At 54.3% G+C, this 18,339-nt stretch carries 13 protein-coding genes and 1 tRNA gene; 8 read left to right on the top strand and 6 right to left on the bottom strand.

The window, feature by feature from the left end:
• Positions 1 to 1,371: 1,371 nt before the first annotated feature.
• From ACR0JE_RS15015 to ACR0JE_RS15000, 4 genes are all read right to left on the bottom strand, one after another.
• A complete protein-coding gene (locus ACR0JE_RS15015) occupies positions 1,372 to 2,916 on the bottom strand; it encodes a ShlB/FhaC/HecB family hemolysin secretion/activation protein (RefSeq protein WP_480864744.1) in 1,545 nt (514 codons plus the stop codon).
• Between the two features lie 321 nt (positions 2,917 to 3,237).
• Entirely contained in the window at positions 3,238 to 4,566 is a 1,329-nt protein-coding gene (locus tag ACR0JE_RS15010; protein ID WP_480864743.1) for a sensor histidine kinase, read from the bottom strand.
• Complete coding sequence (locus ACR0JE_RS15005; RefSeq protein ID WP_480545333.1) at positions 4,566 to 5,225, bottom strand: response regulator transcription factor; 660 nt, start codon at positions 5,223 to 5,225, stop codon at positions 4,566 to 4,568. Before ACR0JE_RS15005 ends, ACR0JE_RS15010 begins: the two co-directional genes overlap by 1 nt.
• A 37-nt stretch (positions 5,226 to 5,262) precedes the next feature.
• Positions 5,263 to 5,826: a PepSY domain-containing protein gene (locus ACR0JE_RS15000; protein WP_480864742.1), complete on the bottom strand. Its 564-nt coding sequence runs from the start codon at positions 5,824 to 5,826 to the stop codon at positions 5,263 to 5,265.
• Positions 5,827 to 6,025: 199 nt separating this feature from the next.
• Here ACR0JE_RS15000 and ACR0JE_RS14995 point away from each other — a divergent pair, with 199 nt between their 5' ends.
• Positions 6,026 to 7,090, top strand: a complete 1,065-nt coding sequence (locus ACR0JE_RS14995) for a hypothetical protein (RefSeq protein WP_480864741.1) — start codon at positions 6,026 to 6,028, stop codon at positions 7,088 to 7,090.
• Positions 7,091 to 7,310: 220 nt separating this feature from the next.
• Here ACR0JE_RS14995 and ACR0JE_RS14990 read toward each other — a convergent pair whose 3' ends face one another.
• Both ACR0JE_RS14990 and ACR0JE_RS14985 read right to left on the bottom strand, forming a co-directional pair.
• The gene (locus ACR0JE_RS14990; RefSeq protein WP_480864740.1) at positions 7,311 to 7,499 is read right to left on the bottom strand and encodes a hypothetical protein; all 189 of its coding nucleotides are present in this window, start codon (positions 7,497 to 7,499) and stop codon (positions 7,311 to 7,313) included.
• 958 nt (positions 7,500 to 8,457) lie between these two features.
• A tRNA-Leu gene (locus ACR0JE_RS14985) sits at positions 8,458 to 8,542 on the bottom strand.
• A 749-nt stretch (positions 8,543 to 9,291) separates the two neighbouring features.
• Between ACR0JE_RS14985 and ACR0JE_RS14980 the strand changes: the two genes are divergently transcribed.
• The 7 genes from ACR0JE_RS14980 to ACR0JE_RS14950 all read left to right on the top strand — a co-directional run bounded on the left by ACR0JE_RS14980 (position 9,292) and on the right by ACR0JE_RS14950 (position 18,209).
• Positions 9,292 to 9,705 carry a hypothetical protein gene (locus ACR0JE_RS14980; RefSeq protein WP_480547953.1) on the top strand — a complete coding sequence of 138 codons (414 nt, stop codon included), beginning with the start codon at positions 9,292 to 9,294 and terminating at the stop codon, positions 9,703 to 9,705.
• A gap of 3 nt (positions 9,706 to 9,708) precedes the next feature.
• Positions 9,709 to 11,721: a dynamin family protein gene (locus ACR0JE_RS14975; protein WP_480864739.1), complete on the top strand. Its 2,013-nt coding sequence runs from the start codon at positions 9,709 to 9,711 to the stop codon at positions 11,719 to 11,721.
• Between the two features lie 8 nt (positions 11,722 to 11,729).
• Positions 11,730 to 13,478, top strand: a complete 1,749-nt coding sequence (locus ACR0JE_RS14970) for a dynamin family protein (RefSeq protein WP_480544081.1) — start codon at positions 11,730 to 11,732, stop codon at positions 13,476 to 13,478.
• A 52-nt stretch (positions 13,479 to 13,530) separates the two neighbouring features.
• The gene (locus tag ACR0JE_RS14965) at positions 13,531 to 13,929 is read left to right on the top strand and encodes an NUDIX hydrolase (RefSeq protein ID WP_480544080.1); all 399 of its coding nucleotides are present in this window, start codon (positions 13,531 to 13,533) and stop codon (positions 13,927 to 13,929) included.
• Positions 13,930 to 13,952: 23 nt separating this feature from the next.
• Positions 13,953 to 14,825 carry a hypothetical protein gene (locus tag ACR0JE_RS14960; protein WP_480864738.1) on the top strand — a complete coding sequence of 291 codons (873 nt, stop codon included), beginning with the start codon at positions 13,953 to 13,955 and terminating at the stop codon, positions 14,823 to 14,825.
• A gap of 61 nt (positions 14,826 to 14,886) precedes the next feature.
• Complete coding sequence (locus tag ACR0JE_RS14955) at positions 14,887 to 16,926, top strand: dynamin family protein (protein WP_480864737.1); 2,040 nt, start codon at positions 14,887 to 14,889, stop codon at positions 16,924 to 16,926.
• Positions 16,923 to 18,209 carry a dynamin family protein gene (locus ACR0JE_RS14950; protein ID WP_480864736.1) on the top strand — a complete coding sequence of 429 codons (1,287 nt, stop codon included), beginning with the start codon at positions 16,923 to 16,925 and terminating at the stop codon, positions 18,207 to 18,209. Before ACR0JE_RS14955 ends, ACR0JE_RS14950 begins: the two co-directional genes overlap by 4 nt.
• Positions 18,210 to 18,339 lie beyond the last annotated feature (130 nt).

Genomic DNA, 18,339 nt, shown 5'->3' with positions numbered 1-18,339 from the left:
GTTGGAGTGTTTGTCGCATGCATGGGGCCAGAGGTGGGCATGCTGCTGGGCCAAGCCATCCGTCATGGAAGCATGGGGAACGGTCGCAGAGCGCGAACCAGGCCCGCAAAGCCGTTAACTACTTGATCCAATGGGGACGAAAACTGGAGTAGCAACTCAATTGAGTTAGTAGAGAATTGTGATAAGGCTATGCTCACGTTAACCGAAACCAGCCAGATGACTACTTTGAAATCAGCCGTACAAAGCTGGATTTAACGCTGCTTTCGTTTAACCGAAATGATGCATCCAGAGTGTTTTGGATGCCGTGCAGGTACATCCCGTGCCATTGCGTCAACGTTTCCAAGGTGCCGTAACGCTCCGTTGCTCAGCAATACGCCTCGACCAGCATCATACCGGCGCTGTCCAAATCCGCTGGCAACGCATTCCCAGTTTTCCTTGGCCGCTGTGTTGCGGAATCTCGGTAGATCGTGCGGGTCATGCCGTCCGGGCGTTGCTGCGACGTGATCGTGTTTCTTTGAACTGCTTTGGTAGGTTGAATGGTGAGTCACTTGTGTTGGGCCAGGTTGCTGAACAGTACCTGTTGTCGGCCTCGGCCTTGGGCGCATGATTGTCACGACGCCTTGTGGCTGCGTATGTCCGGGGACGGCTACATGAGTTGCCGTAGGTCTTGGCGTTAACTGTGGAACCTGGCCGGGAACCGCTGTGGGAACCGGATTTGGGGTCGCGGTTGGGACAAGCGGTGGCACAGCAGATTGACCGGTAGGCTGAGGCGGCACCTGACCAGGAACGGCGACTGGTATTTGGTTGGGTGTCGCCGTTGGCACAAGGGGCGGCACACTAGGCTGAGGCGGGACCTGGCCAGGAACAGCTATCGGAACTTGATTTGGGGTTGCAGTCGGAACTTGCGGCGGCACAGCAGTAGGCCCGGTAGCCAATGGCGGAACCTGATTGGGAACGGCTGTCGGAACCCGGTTTGGCGTCGGATTTGGCACCAAAGGCGGAACTAGGGTCGGCGCTGCGACGGGTGTTGGAACTTGACCGGGAACCGCTATCGGCGTCGCGATTGGAACCCGACCGGGAATTGCATTCGGGACCGCGCTAGGCGCTAGGACCGGCACAGTAACTGACGTGGGTGTTTGCTGCGTTCCCTTAGGTGGCAACTGATTTGCCACCGGCTGCGTTGGACCGGTAATTTGGTTGCCTGCCCCTTGCCCGCCAGCTTGCCCACATCCTTGGCTCGATTGGTGCGGGTTCCCTACACCACGGCACCACCCATAATGATTGCCGCGGGCAACTACCTGCGTAGCGACCAGCTCAGCGACCAAACAAGCTGCGGCAATTATTGCAATGCGGTTCCGTTTCATAACATCCTCACCAACTTGTTGTCAGAGCAAGATACGCGCCAGGATCGCCAGAGTCGGTCAAGGGACCGTCTCTCAAAGGGACACCGACATATCCGGACAGGAATAGGTTTTGCTTAAACTCAATGTCTAAACCCAGACCTGTCGAGGCCAGTGTAGCATTATCAACTTCAAAACTCGCAGGGTCATTGTTCGAGATGTAACCCACGTCGAAAAAGACAAAGGGCGTCAAGCGATGAATGCTTTGGGAACTCGGAAAGTAGGAGTGAGACACTTCGAAAATCGCGGATATCCCTGAATCACCATCCACTTCGTCAAACCGATATCCACGCAAAGCATAACGATCACCAAGGAAGTACTCCTCGACCGAGGGCAGCCGGTCGGTTGTGTACTGCCCCCAAATCTCAGTGCGCCAAGCTGTGTTGGGCGACAAGCTCGTTAGCGGGCTTTCGTATCCGATGCCGCCCCGCAGATGCCAGAATGAAGAATCTCCATCGTCAAAATTTGCGTCCGTCGTGTCGTTGTCATTATCGCCAAAAGATAGGGTTAGCCCCGCTTCCAGAGCCTGTCCTTTTGGATAGTTTTGTCCGTAGAGATATGTCAGGCCAACGACACTCGCGTCACTGGATAGTGGAACACCGCCACTGACTGAGTCCGCTTCGGAAACGCGATAATCCAGCAGAAGATACCCATAGCGAGCCACATCGCGGATCACGGGGTATCCCAACGCGAGGTTGAAGTTCTCGCCATCAACATCTGTTCTTGCAAAATCCCCCGAGAGGTCACGTTTTGCGTTTATGTTTCCGTAGAAAATCTCACCGTACAGACCATTGCTGTTCAGCGGCGTGCGATAGGTAACAGCGCCCCACAAAGAGTGTTCGTCGTCTTTGTCCCAATTGTAGTTGCCTGACCCCTCAAATCGCAGCAAATCCCCGACGGTCAGCGTCGAATAATATTCTTGTACGATATAGAAACTGAGCGCTTCTCCAAGCTCACGCGGAGGGTTGTCGAGTGTCGCGCTGCCGGCTTGTTTGAGTAGAGGGTCTCCCAATACTCTCAGCCGCGCACCACCCTGGTCCGGGTAGTCAAGTTCGGTCGACACGTCCAAGTCGGGTATGTCCTCGGCCAACATAACCGCACGCTCAAATCGTTTAAGAGTTATTGGATATGCTGTAGTGAGGGGGCGAAAGATCTTTTCTAGGGTTTGGAACGTGCGTGTATCTACACCTTCAATTTCGATGGTTTGAATACGCCCTTCATCAACAACTATGCTCTGCCCATCGGGACCAGGCCACGCCTCAGCCAAGAAGTAACCGTCTTCTCGGTAGATCTGCGTGATCGTTGATGCGACCTCCGCCGCCGTGATGCGCCCCGACCGATCAAAGGCCAACTGACCGGCAAACGTTAACAGCTCATCGGTATCGTACACCGTTACACCGCTGACAGAGTGCTGGGATGCGATGTCCCAGGTTTGGGCAATACTGTTTTTCGACACGGATATCACGGCCACGAAAGTGCATAACACCGTAAAAACAACCGAGTTGAATAGGCGCATTATCGACAACCTTAAGATGACTGAGCTTATTTGCAACCAATCCTAATACGAGGTTAGAAGGGACCAACTTAGAAGCATTTGAGTTTAATTGTTGTTGATGCTTTTTGAACACATAACATTTTGAGTGAGTTTATGCTGTTTAATAGAAAGCTGCTCACTGGCGGGACCTAAGCTGTTGGCTCTAGTTGATGCCCGCTACGCTCGAATTGGCATCGCGCTTGTAGTGTTTGTTGAAAGCGTTTGTAGTTTATTCAGACGGAGGTTTACAAATTTTAAAGAACTGCACCGAGGCTTCCAGAGATCGAAAACAGTACGTTGTTCTCAGGGGCCAATCGTCACTTCACAAGCCAAGCCACCTAGGCGCTCCGATGTTCTAAGTTCTAGCTTCCCACCATATGCAGCCAATAAATCGACCGAGATAGACAGACCCAAACCTGTTCCCTTGACAGAGGTATCCAGCCGACTGCCGGAACGAAGGACTTCAAGTCTGGCATGTTCTGGGATTCCAGGCCCATCGTCCTCAACGCAAATCTCGATACCGCTTTCCGTTCGCCTCACAGTGATTTGGAATGTTGTTCGGCTCCACTTGAGCGCATTGTCGAGGAGATTTCCGATCACTTCTTCAATGTCCTGAGGATCCATGCGGACAAGAAGACCTGCCTCGTTGTCTGACACCAGGGTCTTCCCCTCGCGTTCCGCCATAACCGAGAATAGCCGGGACAGTCGTTCGACCGAGTTCGACAGGTCTGTCCTAGAATGGGTTAGCTCACCAGTGTTTGAAGCACGCATGCGCGCGAGCGAACGGCCAAGCTGAGCGTCAATTCGAGATAACGCCTCTTCCGCAGGCTCTGTGTGTACGCCGGCTTCAGACAGATCCGCCAATTCGTTTCGTAAGATGGCTGTCGGCGTTTTCAGAGCGTGCGCCAGATCAGCTGCCTGCCTTCGCGAACCGGAGACGATCTCTCGGTTTCGATGCAGCAGTTTATTGAGGTCTTCTACCAGAGGCGATACCTCGTCCGGGTAGTCTGCGGGCACCAGTTCATCACCCTGATCCCAGCGATGAGCGACATCGGCACGTAACTTCCTGAGGGGGCCGATAATGGCGGACATCAACAAAAGCGAACTGGCCACTCCGATCAAACCGACCAAACCGAAAACCGAGAGCAGGTATCTTTGTGCGGCACTGCGTTCGTTGATCAGTTGGTTCCTGCTTTCGGCGACAGTTACACCCCACTCCGTTCCGTCTTCAAACGTAATTTTTTGATAGACGCTGCGAACGGCCTCGTTGTCCGGACCTGTAGTGTTCCAAATGATTGTTTCGCCACTTGCGCGCGGAGGTTCGGAAATCGTTTCGTCAAAAAGCGAGGCAGAGGTATAGATGGCGCCAGTACCGTCTGTTACTTGCCAATACCGCCCTGAGTAGGGCGTACCATAGGCCGGGTCGAATACAAACTGCCGCAAGGTTTCAGGATCATCCGTAATCGCACTTAGGCCAACGACAACTTGCGTATGATGGTCTTGCAGCGCACTGTCGAACTGATCCAGGACGCGCGTATTGATATAGGAAAACACCACCAGCGTACCAACGCCTACAGACAACGCACCCGAGGCTATACCTCCGAGCAAGGCCCGTTGGCGTAACGACAGCATTAGGCAGGATCAATCATATAGCCCCGTCCCCTGACGGTTGTGATCAAATCAGAGCCCAGTTTTTTGCGCAGACGCGTAACGAATACGGCGATCGTGTTCGAATCCCTGTCGCCGTCGTATTCGTAGATGTGTTCGGACAGTTCTGTACGCGACACCATCCGACCGATATTATGCGCAAGATAAGTGAGCACCGCGATCTCCTGCGCAGTCAAATCGACCGGGATTCCTCCGACGCTGACCCGACCGTTTCTAGTGTCTAACACCACGTTCCCCATTTCGATTACAGGGTTCAGCTGACCGCTTTGCCTGCGCAAGATCGCCCGCACCCGTGCGGCCAGTTCAGGCATGTGAAATGGCTTTGTCATATAGTCATCTGCGCCCGCATCCAGACCGTCGACACGTTCGCTCCAGCCATCTCGGGCCGTCAGGATCAAGACCGGGGTTTTGACGCCCGCGTTACGCCATTCCCGCAGGACCGAGATACCGTCGCGTTCGGGCAGGCCGATGTCGAGGATGATCATGTCATAAGGTTCAGTCGACCCCAGATGCAGGGCATCCGTACCATTGGTTGCCACGTCGACCACGCGGCCCTCGGAGCCCAACAGCTTTTTGACTTGTTCACAAAGCTGGGGTTCGTCTTCAGCAAGGAGAATTCGCATATTCGGAGACTATATCTAAAACGCGGTCAGCTTCACGCTATTTCTTACCGCCGCCATTGCCGTTGCCGCCGCCGTTACCACCGCCATTGCCGCCACCGTTACCTCCGCCATTGCCGCCACCGTTACCTCCGCCATTGCCTCCGCCGTTGCCGCCGCCATTGCCGTTACCATTTCCGCCGCCATTGCTGTTGCCACGGCTAGTGCTGTTCCCGCGAGTCGCAGAGGTGCTTTGACCAATACTGCTTTTGGACTTGGAGGCTGTGGAGCGTGCGGCTTTGGAGATTTCGCGCCCGACACTTGAGTTATTCGACACGACGGTGCCGGTTTGGGCGTCCACAATCACGCTGACGATCTTTCCGCCCGGCTTTTTGACAAGAATGCGATAGTAAATCTTGTCGGCTTGGAATGCGCGTGCATCAACGGGGGTCCCACCGATGGCTTTTTCCACACCTTTGATGACGCGTTTCAACCGGATTGCGCTTCCCGACAGAGTTGCCATACGCAGTTCAGACTGTTTGAGTTCGCGCGCATCGGCCGCCGCTTGTCCTCCGGACAAGGCGCTCAGCAACGCTGCAACCAACAATAAAGTTTTGGTCTGCATGGAACCCTCATACTCTTGGGCCAAGACTACAAGGCCGGATGTGAACCGACGATGAACAAGCAGTTAGCCCTGCGTTCAAGGGCGCTCAAGTTAAATGAAGTCCAGCCTTGTTGATTCGAACATGGATCAAACGGCCAGAACACGGCGTCTAGGTTCAGTTTTTCGATAACTGTTGCTGTGAGTTTTTTAGGAGATTGAGATGAACATCACCAAGTGCGGACTGTTGAAAGCCTCGACAATAGCGATTGCCCTTTTGGGTTCGACGGCCATTGTGACCACTGTTGCAGCTCCTGATTTTGCCTATGCCAAGCAAGGCAATGGCAACGGCAATGGTGGTGGGAACGGCAATGGCAACGGTGGTGGGAACGGCAACGGTAGTGGCGGTGGGAACGGCAACGGGGCGAAGGGATCTGGCGGAGATCACAGCGCGGTTGGCAAGGGCGCCAGCGGAAGCAAGGCCGGAAAATCCGGGGCAGGAAATACAAAGTCTCGTTCTGCCGGGGTTGGTCAGAAAAAAGGCGGTGGGTTCTCTCTGAAAGATCTGTTCAGTGGGAAAAAGAAAGCGCGTAAAACAGAAGCCGCCGCGACGGGTGCTAACAAAACGCACGGGACCCGTAAGACCAAGGCACCAAAATCCTCAGCGCAGACTGTCATTGTGGACGAGTCAAAGCGCCCCGTATCTCGTGCCAAGGGCAATCGTATGGCCGCGTTGCTTGGTGCCCATCCATCGGAACTGGGCGCGCTGAATGCGGCCAACGCCAGCCCCACTGCACTGGCCAATGCTGCGCCGAATTCGCGCGTTGGTAGAATAGCCACCTACCGAGATACGGTGTTGGCCGGTGAACCCTTGCGTGAGGATCTGGTCGAGCAGCTAGAGGTTTTAGCAGGGCTGGAGCCGCCGGAGCGCCCATTGCAAGATATCGAAGATGAATTGGAAACTGCGCTGTCTGAAGTTCAAGAAAACCGGGACAAAGTACAAGAGCTTGAACAGGCCTTGGCTGATGCAGGCGGAACAGATCCCGATATCGAAGCGCAGCTTGAAGAGGCTCAGACCGCTTTGGATGCTTCGCTTGATGAAGTGCAAGACCTGGACGACGAAAGACAGGCTGCCATCGATTACAATGACGCGGTCGAAGTGGTGGAAGAACTGACAGAGCTTGTTGAAGAACAGGACCTGGCCGAGCGCGAAGCGTTGGAAGCGGCGGCCAACAAACCTGTAACTGACGCCGTCGAAGAACAGGTCAAAGCCCTTTTGGGATTATAACCCGAAGCCTTTAGGCCCTTGTCGAACTACACTTTGGGCGTGCCTACCGTAGGCGCGCCCAGGGATATTTTGACGGTTTCTGAAGCTGAAACTCGTTTTCTGGTGATAGTGTCACCCGTCAAAACAAATCCCACCCCAAATGATGGGGTGGGATCGGGGGACAATTCTGATGTTTAGGGTGAATATCGAGAATTGTTCGGGGGGGTCAACTGATCTGCCTTCAGGCGTTCTGACGAGCCTCGGAGAGCCGCAAGCTTTTGGTGATCTCGATTAGTGCATTTTCGATAGGAGGGAAGCGACCACTGCTCGAATTGATCATGGTTTGCAAACGCTCGTCGGCAGCTTTGCCGGAGGTCTGCATTGCAGCTGGTGTGCCACAGTCTTTAGTCACAAAGGCAGGCTTGACCATGTTGTTCCCCTTGTTCTTGTCAAACGATACACATGTCGTTCGATCCAATTCAGGGACTATGACTCAGCGTGGCTGAACGCACCGAGAACATACTGTTCATGTTCGGTTAATATTGTTTACGGAATAAAAACAAATGAATTCTCTGGTTGTGGGACCGTTCGATTGCCACCTTTTAACTTAACGGTTTGGAAGGTCGCTAGGTGAGGATGATGCATCAGTCGAACCATCGCCTCAGATCCAAAGATGCTAGCCGCAAGCCAGTCTCCGCCTATGGGTTAGGCAAACCGTGACCGGAAGCATACTTAAAATTTGAAAGTAAATGAGGCCCCAAAAGATGAAAACAACTCTAGTAATCGCGGTAACACTGTCTGCCATTCAGACTGCGCCGGTTGCGGGTGCGAGTTTTGACTTACAGACCCTTGGGCTTGGACAACTTATCGATTCACATACAGCTGTGCAGCCTGTTCTCGTGAAATCGAAGGCGGGACATTGTCCACCTGGCTTGGCCAAAAAAGCAATTCCATGCGTGCCGCCGGGCCAAGTAAAACGATATCGGGTTGGGGACTACATCTACGATGGGTACGTACCTATCGACAATCCCAGCCGATATGGACTACGGCGAAACGGCTACTATGTGCGTGCTGGAGACTATGTTTATCAGGTGAACCGAGAGACGCATGAGGTGTTGAACCTGATAGGCGCCATAGCTGATATACTTAACTAACTACATTCTTCACTGCTAAAGCATTGCTCAGTCTAACATGCGGCCCAGTACAAACAACTACCGTTGCACTCTGATGGAAAGTGCGGAGGATCGTCAGAAGCTTACTTCAAGGCTCATTGCTGACTTAGCCCAGAATCCGCCGACTAAGGCGAGACTGAGGTTGGTCTGACAGTGGGACCATAAATGATCTATTGTATGTAAATACTTAATTTATCTAATTATTCTTTAATTTATTGGTGCGGGTGGAGGGACTTGAACCCCCACGCCTTGCGGCGCCAGAACCTAAATCTGGTGCGTCTACCAATTTCGCCACACCCGCAACCGGGCACCTATGTGCCGGACTGGAGCGCTCCATAACAAAGCTTTACTCGGGACGCGAGAGGTAAAATTCACCCCGGCTCAAGATTTTGATCGGCAGGTTTCGCGCGATTTCCCTACCCTTGGGCAAAGTCGCTGGAAAAACACCAGCGTCGGGATGTCTCGGCTCATATAGTATGAGTGCTGGAAGGCTGATTTTTCGGGATTAGACTTACACGATCCGAGACGTAGATCTTGGGTACCAATTCGCTCGATGAGACAGAGATTTCTCGATCAGCAGGAAAAACGCGCTTACGTTGTATCGGTTGGACTGCGAAGTTCAAATCGTGTCGAGCTGGCTTTGTCAGTTCGACCTTTTCTGCAATCGGGCCATTGGCAAAAAATCCAGATCGCTCACAGAACAGCACCAGCAGCACCGGAACTAATGCCGCAAATACTGAGTGTTAACGCGATCTCAAAAAACGCAACGAACTGTCTGTGAAATGCGCTCAATGCGGCACTCGCTCAATCTTCAGACCTAAAAACACTGCGCACCTGTTAACTATACACCTCAAGGTTGAGGCATTCCTATGCACGCCACTTCATATTTACGCCACAATTCAAGCACCAAAATATCTTATTCGCGTCAAAATAACACCGCCTTGGCCGGGCTTCTTGGTCCAAGGAGTTAATGAGTCCTTTTTCGCCGTTTTGGCACCTGTACGAGTCTTCCGCTCAACTCCAGTAACAAGGGTCTTTGATGTGACCAGCATGATCAACTCCGCCGCTGCCGAGCAAGAGGCCGTCTTCTTCGCTCGCGAAAGCTTCATAGGTGAGCTGAAGTCTTTGAACCGGGATTATCCTGATACAGGCTTTGGTATCTCTCTTCGTACCCACTCGGGTGAACATTATCTGCTGGCAAACGCACGTATGCCCCTGCCCGCAGCGAAATCGGACGGGTTTCCAACAGGTCGGCGTTTGGCCTGCCTCGAAAATGGGGATCGCTTCAGCGCAATTGAGGTGCTGGCTGATTCCCACGCATATGAAACCATCTCTCCTCGGGACGAGGCAGAAATTCTGGGTAATGCTCTGGATCTGATCGCCCGTATCGACACCCTGACCAACATGCCCGCAGGCTGCGTTTCGCAGGCCCAGCAAATCGCTGCGACTGGCACCGGAGGCTAACACATGGCGCGCAACGACCACCTTTTGTCTGTCGGAAACGAGGCGCTTGCCCCGATGACGTCGGCAATGTCGTCATTAACGACTCAGATCGACCAATTGACAGAAGTGGCCGATGCGCGGTCAACGGCCCGGCTTGCGACGCTGAAAACGCGGATCGAGAACTTTTCTGCAAGCATCACCATGGTTGGACAGGTCAAAGCGGGTAAATCCTCGTTGGTGAATATCCTGGCCGCTCGCCCTGCCCTGTTGCCCTCGGATGTGAACCCGTGGACCTCGGTGGTGACCACGCTGAACATCAACACCCGCACGCCGGGCGATACGCGGTCCAAGTTCACCTTCTTCGAGCAAGAAGAATGGGACAACCTGATGGTTGGCGGTGGACGTCTTGGTGAATTGGCCAATCGCGCCGGCGCAGATGATGAGATGGAAGACATCCGCCGTCAGGTCGCCGAAATGAAAGCCAAATCAGAAGAGAGGTTGGGCAAGCATTTCGATCTGATCCTGGGGCAAAGCCACCAATATGACTATTTCGATGAAGAGCTGATTCAGCGCTATGTCTGTCTGGGCGACGAAGACGACCCGGATATCGACCCCAAAACTGGCCGTTTTGCAGATGTGACGAAATCCGCGGAACTATATATGGATATTCCGCAATATCCGATCTCGCTGAAGCTGTGTGATACACCTGGCGTGAACGATACCTTCATGGTGCGTGAGCAGATTACCCTACGCAGCCTGCGGGGCTCCGAGGTCTGTGTGGTGGTTCTGGCCGCGAGCCAAGCATTGACCACGATGGACATGGCGCTAATGCGGATCATCGCGCAGTTCGAAAATCGACAGATCGTTTTGTTCGTGAACCGGATTGATGAACTGGCTGATCCGGTCAATCAGGTCCCAGAAATACGCGATCGCATCCAAGAAACTCTGAAGCAGAACAATATCGATGCTAATACGAGCATCGTGTTTGGCAGCGCACTCTGGGCCGAGGCCGCTCTGACAGGCAATCCAGACATCCTGACCGATGAATCCCGCAAGGTTTTGAACACCTTCTATCTGGCGGCGGGCTTTGGCGATCAGGCGGCGTCTTTGGACAAAATCTGGGCGCTGTCCGGGCTTCCTGATTTGCTGCTGGCGATGAACGAACGGATAGCAGATGGCGCAGGCGCACGTTTATTAGATCGCGTCCGCCACCGTGCACGCAATATTGCTAGCCAAATTCGCGCAACGGCCGTTGCCAAAACCCTATCCGGCAACGAAGGCGTTGTCCGAGATCTAGGTGGCGCGTCGCCGGAAGAAGCGATTTCGACTGTTTCAGACGAATACGAGAAGAAGGCCGCCGAACTGACCGCTGCTCTGCGCGACAAGGTAATCGAGCGTTTGAATTCAGCCGAGGCAAACTTTGTCAAACGCGCCACCGACTCGTTGATTGCTCATCTCGAGGAGAATGGCGAAGAGGGCACTTGGCACTATGATCCGGCGGGTTTGCGAACCCTCCAAAAGGCAGCCTATTTCAGCTTTGCCCGGTCGATGAAGAAAGAGGCGGGCGCGCTCTATACCACTGCTGCAGCTGACGTGGAAGCGCTCTATCACAAGCTGTTAGGTAACCATCTTGGCGAATTCAGCATCGAAGCCCCCATCGTTCCGCGTGTCCCGCCGCCCTTGGGGATCGGGCGCACCATTGCGCTGGACCTACAAAGCACATGGTGGCGCAGGTGGTGGCAAAAGCGCAAAGGCTTCGAAGCCTATGCGGCGGATTACACAAGATTGATCGCATCCGAAGCGAATTCGATCACCAAGGATATCGAGGAAAATCAGGTCGCAGCGGTTCTGGAAAACGTCCGAGCCGGGCTGACCGATTTCATGCGCGAGCAGAAAGAGACGCTGCTGAATATTTCGGCCTCAGCGGAGAATGGCAACAAACAGGCCCCCGCTCTGGCGGCGAATCTGCAGTTGCAGAAGTCGCGCGATGAGATTCTGGGCGACATCCTGAAAAACCTTAGCAACGAAGCGGCGTGAGAAGAAAAATGGCAAAAGACACACAGAACCGTTTCGTTTCCCCCAAGGCATGGGAGCGTATCGAGCAATGGTCACGCCGGAAGCCCGTTTTCGCCCTTATGGGTGAATTCAGCGCCGGGAAATCCACCCTGATGAACTTTCTGCTGCGCACCCATACGCTGCCAACGCAGGTTACAGCAACGCAATTGCCACCCGTCTGGTTCAGCTGGGGCAATCAGTCAGCCTATGTGAAGCGGCATGATGGCAGCAAAGATCTAATCGAATTGGATCAGCTTGAAACAGTAGGTGTGAATGATGCGCAGTTCATTCGCATCTTTCTGGAAGCGGATATTCTAGAAGCGGTCGATCTGATCGATACACCGGGTATTTCCGATCCGAAAATTTCGACCGATGTCTGGCAACGCGCAGTTGGTCAGGCCAATGGCGTTTTGTGGTGCACCCATGCCACGCAAGCCTGGCGTGAAACCGAGCGTGCAACCTGGGTCTCTTTGCCGGAACGGCTGCAACACAACTCTTTGCTGCTGGTCACCCGAGCTGATGCGCTGGGTCAAAAAGACCGGCAAAAGGTGCTGCGTCGCGTGAACCGCGAAGCCGGTCATCTGTTTAATCGCTCAATCTTGTTTTCGGCCCGTGATGCGATTGAGGCCCGCGACAAGACCGGTGATGCCGAGATGTGGTCGCGCAGCGGTGGCGGCAAGATGATCGACAGCTTCCTGGAGATCACTGAAAACATCATGGACCGAAGAGCAGATCAACTTGCGCGGTATCAGATCGACAAAGGCCTTTCAGACGGGCCTAAGGTTCAGCCGTTGCGGCCTTCAAGAAACACCGAGTCCCCCACGGCGACCCGACCAGATGCCGAGACACCGGCACCTCTGAAACTGGTGAATCCCGTGGACGAACCGGACGGCGACAACTCTGTGGTAACCAGCTTCCCCGTCCGTCCAGCGCGTGTTGAAAGACGTGCTGAAGAGGACGAGCGCCCCCGTATCGACTCTGCCGAAGCAGATCGCTTACGGGCCGAGATGACACCTGAATCTGAGGAACGCCCCCAGGATTCAGAGACAAAAGAGGACGAACTGCGCGCGTATTTCCGAGATACCGCCAAAGATCCAATGGAATTTGATGCGGTTTCGGATCAGACATCTGAGATCGACGAATACGACCTTCTGGAGGATGAAGACACTGATGATGAGGTCGAAAACATCCTTATCGTCTCGGATGCTGAGGTTGGATCGTCAGATCCAACAGACGAATCTGAATCTGACGATGTGCTTACATCGCTGAGCACTTCGCTTCATGAGACGCAAGATACGTCTGAAGAAATTGAAGTTGAACAACCTCTGGAAGCCGAAGATCACGTAAGCGAGGCAACGACCTCTTCCATTGCAGCATTGATGGCGGAGCAGCACGAGGCAACGTCAGATGAGTATGAACCCGAGCCCGAAACACACGGGTTGGTCGAACTGTCTTCTGCCACTGCCCCTCAAGAAACCGCCGAGCCGCAAGTTGTTGAGCTGGACGCGCTTTCAGAAGATCATCCTGGCACATCGCTGAGCGCTTTGGCGATGTGGACTGAAGTCACCAAAAACGAAGTTCTGCCCGATGACCCGCGCGAGTTGATGAGAGTGTTCCATGCATTCCTCAAGGAATTCGATCAGATATCTTCCGAGCATAGTGAAAAACAGACCAACGAAGCGTTGCGTTCGATCCCTAAATCCAACGAAAACAGCGGGATGGAATGGCATGTCTTGTAATCGAAACCAAATCCGGATAACCGGCTATTAGCAAAGCAAAACAGTTAGTTACATGTCGATACATGATGCGTTGAACGCTGCCATTGAAACAATACCCGACTGCCTTGCAGCCGGGTATATCGACATGGAAACGGGGATGTTGCTGGGAACCGGCATCAAAGAGTCAGACGACGCGATTGATCTGGATGAACTGGCCATTGCGGTGGCCAACCTGTTCCAGGGGCGCGGCGTTTCCGCCTTTGAAGCGTTGTTGCGCGAAACGGATGCAGATTCTGACGCTGATGGGTTCGGCGAGATCGCGGTGTTTTCGAACGACCGATTGAACATCTTTCTGCGCACGCGTGAATTTCCCGATCACGTGGTTTGCTATGTCTGCCGCAACAGCGCGAATGTGGGTCTTGCCCTCACAAAGTCACACCTCAGCCTTACGTCGATCACGGCTGCGGTCTGAACCAGAGCAATGAGGGTCACGGTATGATGGATACAGACATACTCGAGATGCTTGATGAAATCGGGCGCAAATCTGTCGCGCGGTTGTCTCCGGTTGTGATGATTGCGGGCGACACGCCCGAGCTACGTCGGACCGAGGTTCTGCGTGTGATCCGCAATACGATATTGCCGCGCCGACTGGAATTCACCGCAGCCAATGGGGATTGTCTGGCGCTTGAAGTGAACAGCTCACGCGTGACGGATGTGTTCCGCGTTGTATCCGGTGCCGTCCCGGATTTCGAAACTGCCCCGCGTGAGGAATTGATCGACAATCTGGCACAGCTTGTCTCTGATATCGCCCTTGCCCCTGCCCCGCTGGAATTGCTGTCTCTGAAACCCGACAACGTGCTCGAAGCGGATGACGTGGGTGTCACCCTGCGTGAGATCAGAACCGCATGTGCCGCAATTGAACTGACCGCTGAACCCACAATTTCAGTTGTACCGGAACCACAAGAGCCTGCGCCGGAAACACCTGAAATCGCGCCAAGAACCGATGCCAATGTTTCGCTGGCACAAGCGTTCTTTGACGGTGCAGATCGCTTTGCACAGGGGCGCGTTCTGGCCGCCGCACAGGATGGGACACTGGCACAGGCCGCTGAGGAGTGCGCGCCAGATGCCAAACTGCATCCCAATCAGGATTTGCTGACTCGCTTTGCGGCTGATCTGGCTGGCTGGGACAAAGATACAAAGACAGGGTTGGGCTTGCCCCAACTGATCGTAATGCGCCCTTCTGGTGGAAAGGGCGCAGGACTGGCCGTTGTAAATGACGGCCAAAGCATCGCCTTCGCTGTACACGAGGCGCGCAAACTGGGGGCCGTGGTCAACTTGTGGACCACGTTGCAGGAGGCAGAAGAATGACTGCCTTCTATGTTGTTAAACCACCGAATTGTTTGAGTAGAGAGTTGTTAGGATACCCAGTATGAGTGAGACCAATCGTCGTGAGTTAATCCGCATAGCCGAGGACATGAATGAGACGAGTAATGACGAAACCCGTCAGTTCATCTCGCGTATTGTCGGCGATCTTTCAAATCTGAAACCCTCCATTGCCTTTGTCGGGCAGATCAAGGCCGGCAAATCCCGCCTTATCAATGGCTTCACCGGTCAGGCAGAATACCTGCCATCCGATGTGAACCCGTGGACAACGGTGATCACCGACATGCATTTCGGGCATCCTTCGGGGCGGACCGAAGGGGCAGAGTTTCATTTCTTCGACAACCACCAATGGCAGTCGCTGATCGCCGAAGGTGAAGAGTTGCGCAATATGTTCCCCGATGACGAGGACAGCTATAAGCGCGAGATGATCGAAGAGCAGGTCGAGGCGATGAAAACGCGCGCGCAGCGGCGTCTGGGCGACAGCTATGAACAATTGCTGGGGCAGCATCACGATCTGGAACAACTGAATTCGGACGATCTGGCCCGCTACGTCTGTGCTGGCGACGACCCAACCGAAGATGGCCCGTTGGACCCCGGCAGCGACCGGGGGCTGTACAGCGACATCACCCGCAAGGCTGAGGTCTATTTTGACATCGGCCATTTCCCGTTCCCATTGACGGTGACAGACACGCCGGGAGTTAACGACCCTCTGTTGATCCGCGAAGAAATCTCGCGCCAGTACCTGAAAGAATCCGATTTCTTTGTGGTGGTTCTGTCAGCGCATCAGGCGCTTTCTCGTGCCGACCTGAAACTGTTCCGTCTTATGCAAGCGCTCGAGCTTGGGCAGATCGTTGTTTTCATCAATCGTGTAGACGAACTCAGCGATGGCGCAGAGGACGCGACAAAAGTGCGCGCCGATGTTCTGGATGGGTTGGAACAGGCCCTGGGCAACTCAAATATTGACGTGTTGATGGGCAGCGCGCAATGGGCTCACTATGCGCTGACGGGTGATGAGACAGGTGTGAATCACGATCATGTGTTGTCTTGGCTGCGGGCGCATCCGGAACAAATGCGGCAGTATCTGGACGGTGTGAAAGAAATCAAGCAGGGCCCCGGCCCGATCAGCCGCGAGGCGGTGCTGCGTTTTGCCGCCATGATCGCCTCAGGCTTGCCTGACCTGCGCCGTCATGTGACGCAGGCCCTGATCGAAGGGCCGCATGACGAACAATTGCGCATGGCTTGGCAGCACCTGAACAGCTTTGCCCAGGCTGAACTGGAACGGTCGCAGGCTGATCTGCGAGTCCTCGAGGCTGATGCAGAAGAAACAGCTGTCAGCGTCGAGAAAAACGACAAGACGCTTGAGGATCTGCGTGCGCTGATTGCCGAGAAGAAACAGACTATTACCCATGAAATGGACGAGGTTTTGTCCAATCTGCGCGGGGTGATGGATGACACCGTTTCCGAGGCTGTCTCGGCTGTTGTGCGCGGTCCTGAAGGAAAGTCTCCCTTGCTGGCCAAAGGGGATACAGAACTGAACTTCACGCCTTTAAGGGATCGCATGCGGGAACTGGTTCAAGGTGCCTCGCAAGTGGTGCGGCAACGGGTTCTGAGCGAGCTTTACACAATCGACATGCAAAGCAACGCGGCGTTGCGGGCCCTACCCGGCTGGCAGGAACCCGTCGACAATCGCATGAACACCAGTGCCGTGCGCTGGTTCCGCCCGGATACCACAGCGCTAACCCGTGGCATCACGGTCGAACTGCGTGTAAACTGGTTGTCGAGGCTGATCTCGCGCAACAGCGTTGTCTCGCGCGCGGAACGGATGATCACGCAGGAATTCGAGCTGATGGGTGACGATCTGATTGATACTGCGCGTGACGATCTGCTGGAACGGCTGAACACCGTTTTGGATCATTATCTGGCGTTGCTGGCAGGTCATCTGCAGCATCGCGCCGGAACAGATGATACCAACGCAAAGGCGATAGCACAGGACGCGCTCGACCGTGCACGCCGTATCAGTGATGATCTTGGGGCTATCTTTGGCACCGGACATCAGGAAGACAGACTGGCAGAGGCTGCTGAATGATTGAATTTCCAGGGACCGAGCAGGAAGTGCGTCAACTCGAACGCTTCCTGACCGCGACAGAGAAGATGGAGGCGGACGCCGCGCTAGAGGATCTGCGCGCGCGCGCATTGGCGCATGCCGAACGTCTGTCGAATGCGGTGAACATCGGTTTCGCAGGGGAATTCGGCGCAGGCAAATCCAGCCTTGCCAATATGTTGGCTGGTGCAGATATCCTGCCCACTGGTCCGCAGCATCTAAAATTGCCTTTGGTCATCGTTGCTTATGCCGAAACGCCCGAAACAACAGTGGGCTGGTGGAATAAAGAGCCCAAGACCTACTCGGGTATCGCATTGGAAAAGGCAGCCGCTGATGAGCCCGATTTTATCTCAGTTGGATTGAACACCCCAGCGCTCAAAGAAATCTCGCTGTTCGATCTGCCCGGATCGGGGGCGCTAGACGATACATATAAGCAGACCCTGGACCTGCTCAAATTCGTGGATTGTGCGATCTGGTGCACCAACGGCACAAACGCCTGGCGTGAAACAGAACGGCATTTGTGGGCGCAGGTACCCGCTGAGCTGCGCCAGAATAGCCTGCTTGCAGTGACCCATGCAGATTTGCCGCCTGTTGAAGAGGCAATCGACCGCGTTCTGGCACGTTTGAAAAAAGAAAAAGACGGGATGTTCCGTGCTGTTGTCCCGATTGGCACACCCGTGGCTGTTCGCGCAATGGCGCAAGAACCCGAGCCGGATTTTGCTCTGTGGGAAACCTGTGGTGGCCAAACACTGGCTGAACACGTGCTGGAAGTTGCATCAAGCCGCCGCCAAAGTGATCTGGACGCCGCGCGAAAAGACATCGAACAGGAGTTCCTGCCTTTCCTTGAAGCTCTGAAAGAGTCTGAACCGAAAGCATCCGGAACAGAAAACGCGGATATGCAATCGACCTTGGGCGCGGCTCTACCCCCGTTGAACAATCCCATCCTAGAAGACTGGCTTGCCGCAATCGCGAGCATCTATGAGGATCTGCGAGAAAACGCGGATATGGAACCAGCGACGTTCCTGCAAAGCTGTCAGGAAATTGTCGAGGATTTTGCCGAGCGTCTGGAACAGGGCGGCGAAATCGACCCCGAGGCCGACTGGATTCCGGCTGAATTCGAGAAGGCCACAGACCTTCTGTTGTTGCTGCAATTCGAAAGCGGCAACGCACCGCTGAAAGATGCCATCAGCATCCTGGCTCAGTTGAGCGACAACCTGGCCTGGGCAGGTAGCACTGTAGTCACGGCGCAGACAAAAACCGGCACCTAAACGACTCCCGTGAAGATTGAGCTGCATCGCAGCGATTCGTTGTCGCCCAAATCCGATTCTTAACAGTTTCGGAATCGTCGACCAGAACGCTCCAATCCGGGTAAGAAGCTTTGGATTGACGATCTTAAAA

Source organism: Ruegeria sp. H3, from assembly GCF_056533095.1.
The sequence above is the reverse complement of the archived record's forward strand: the minus strand, read 5'-3'. Positions and strand labels throughout refer to the sequence as shown.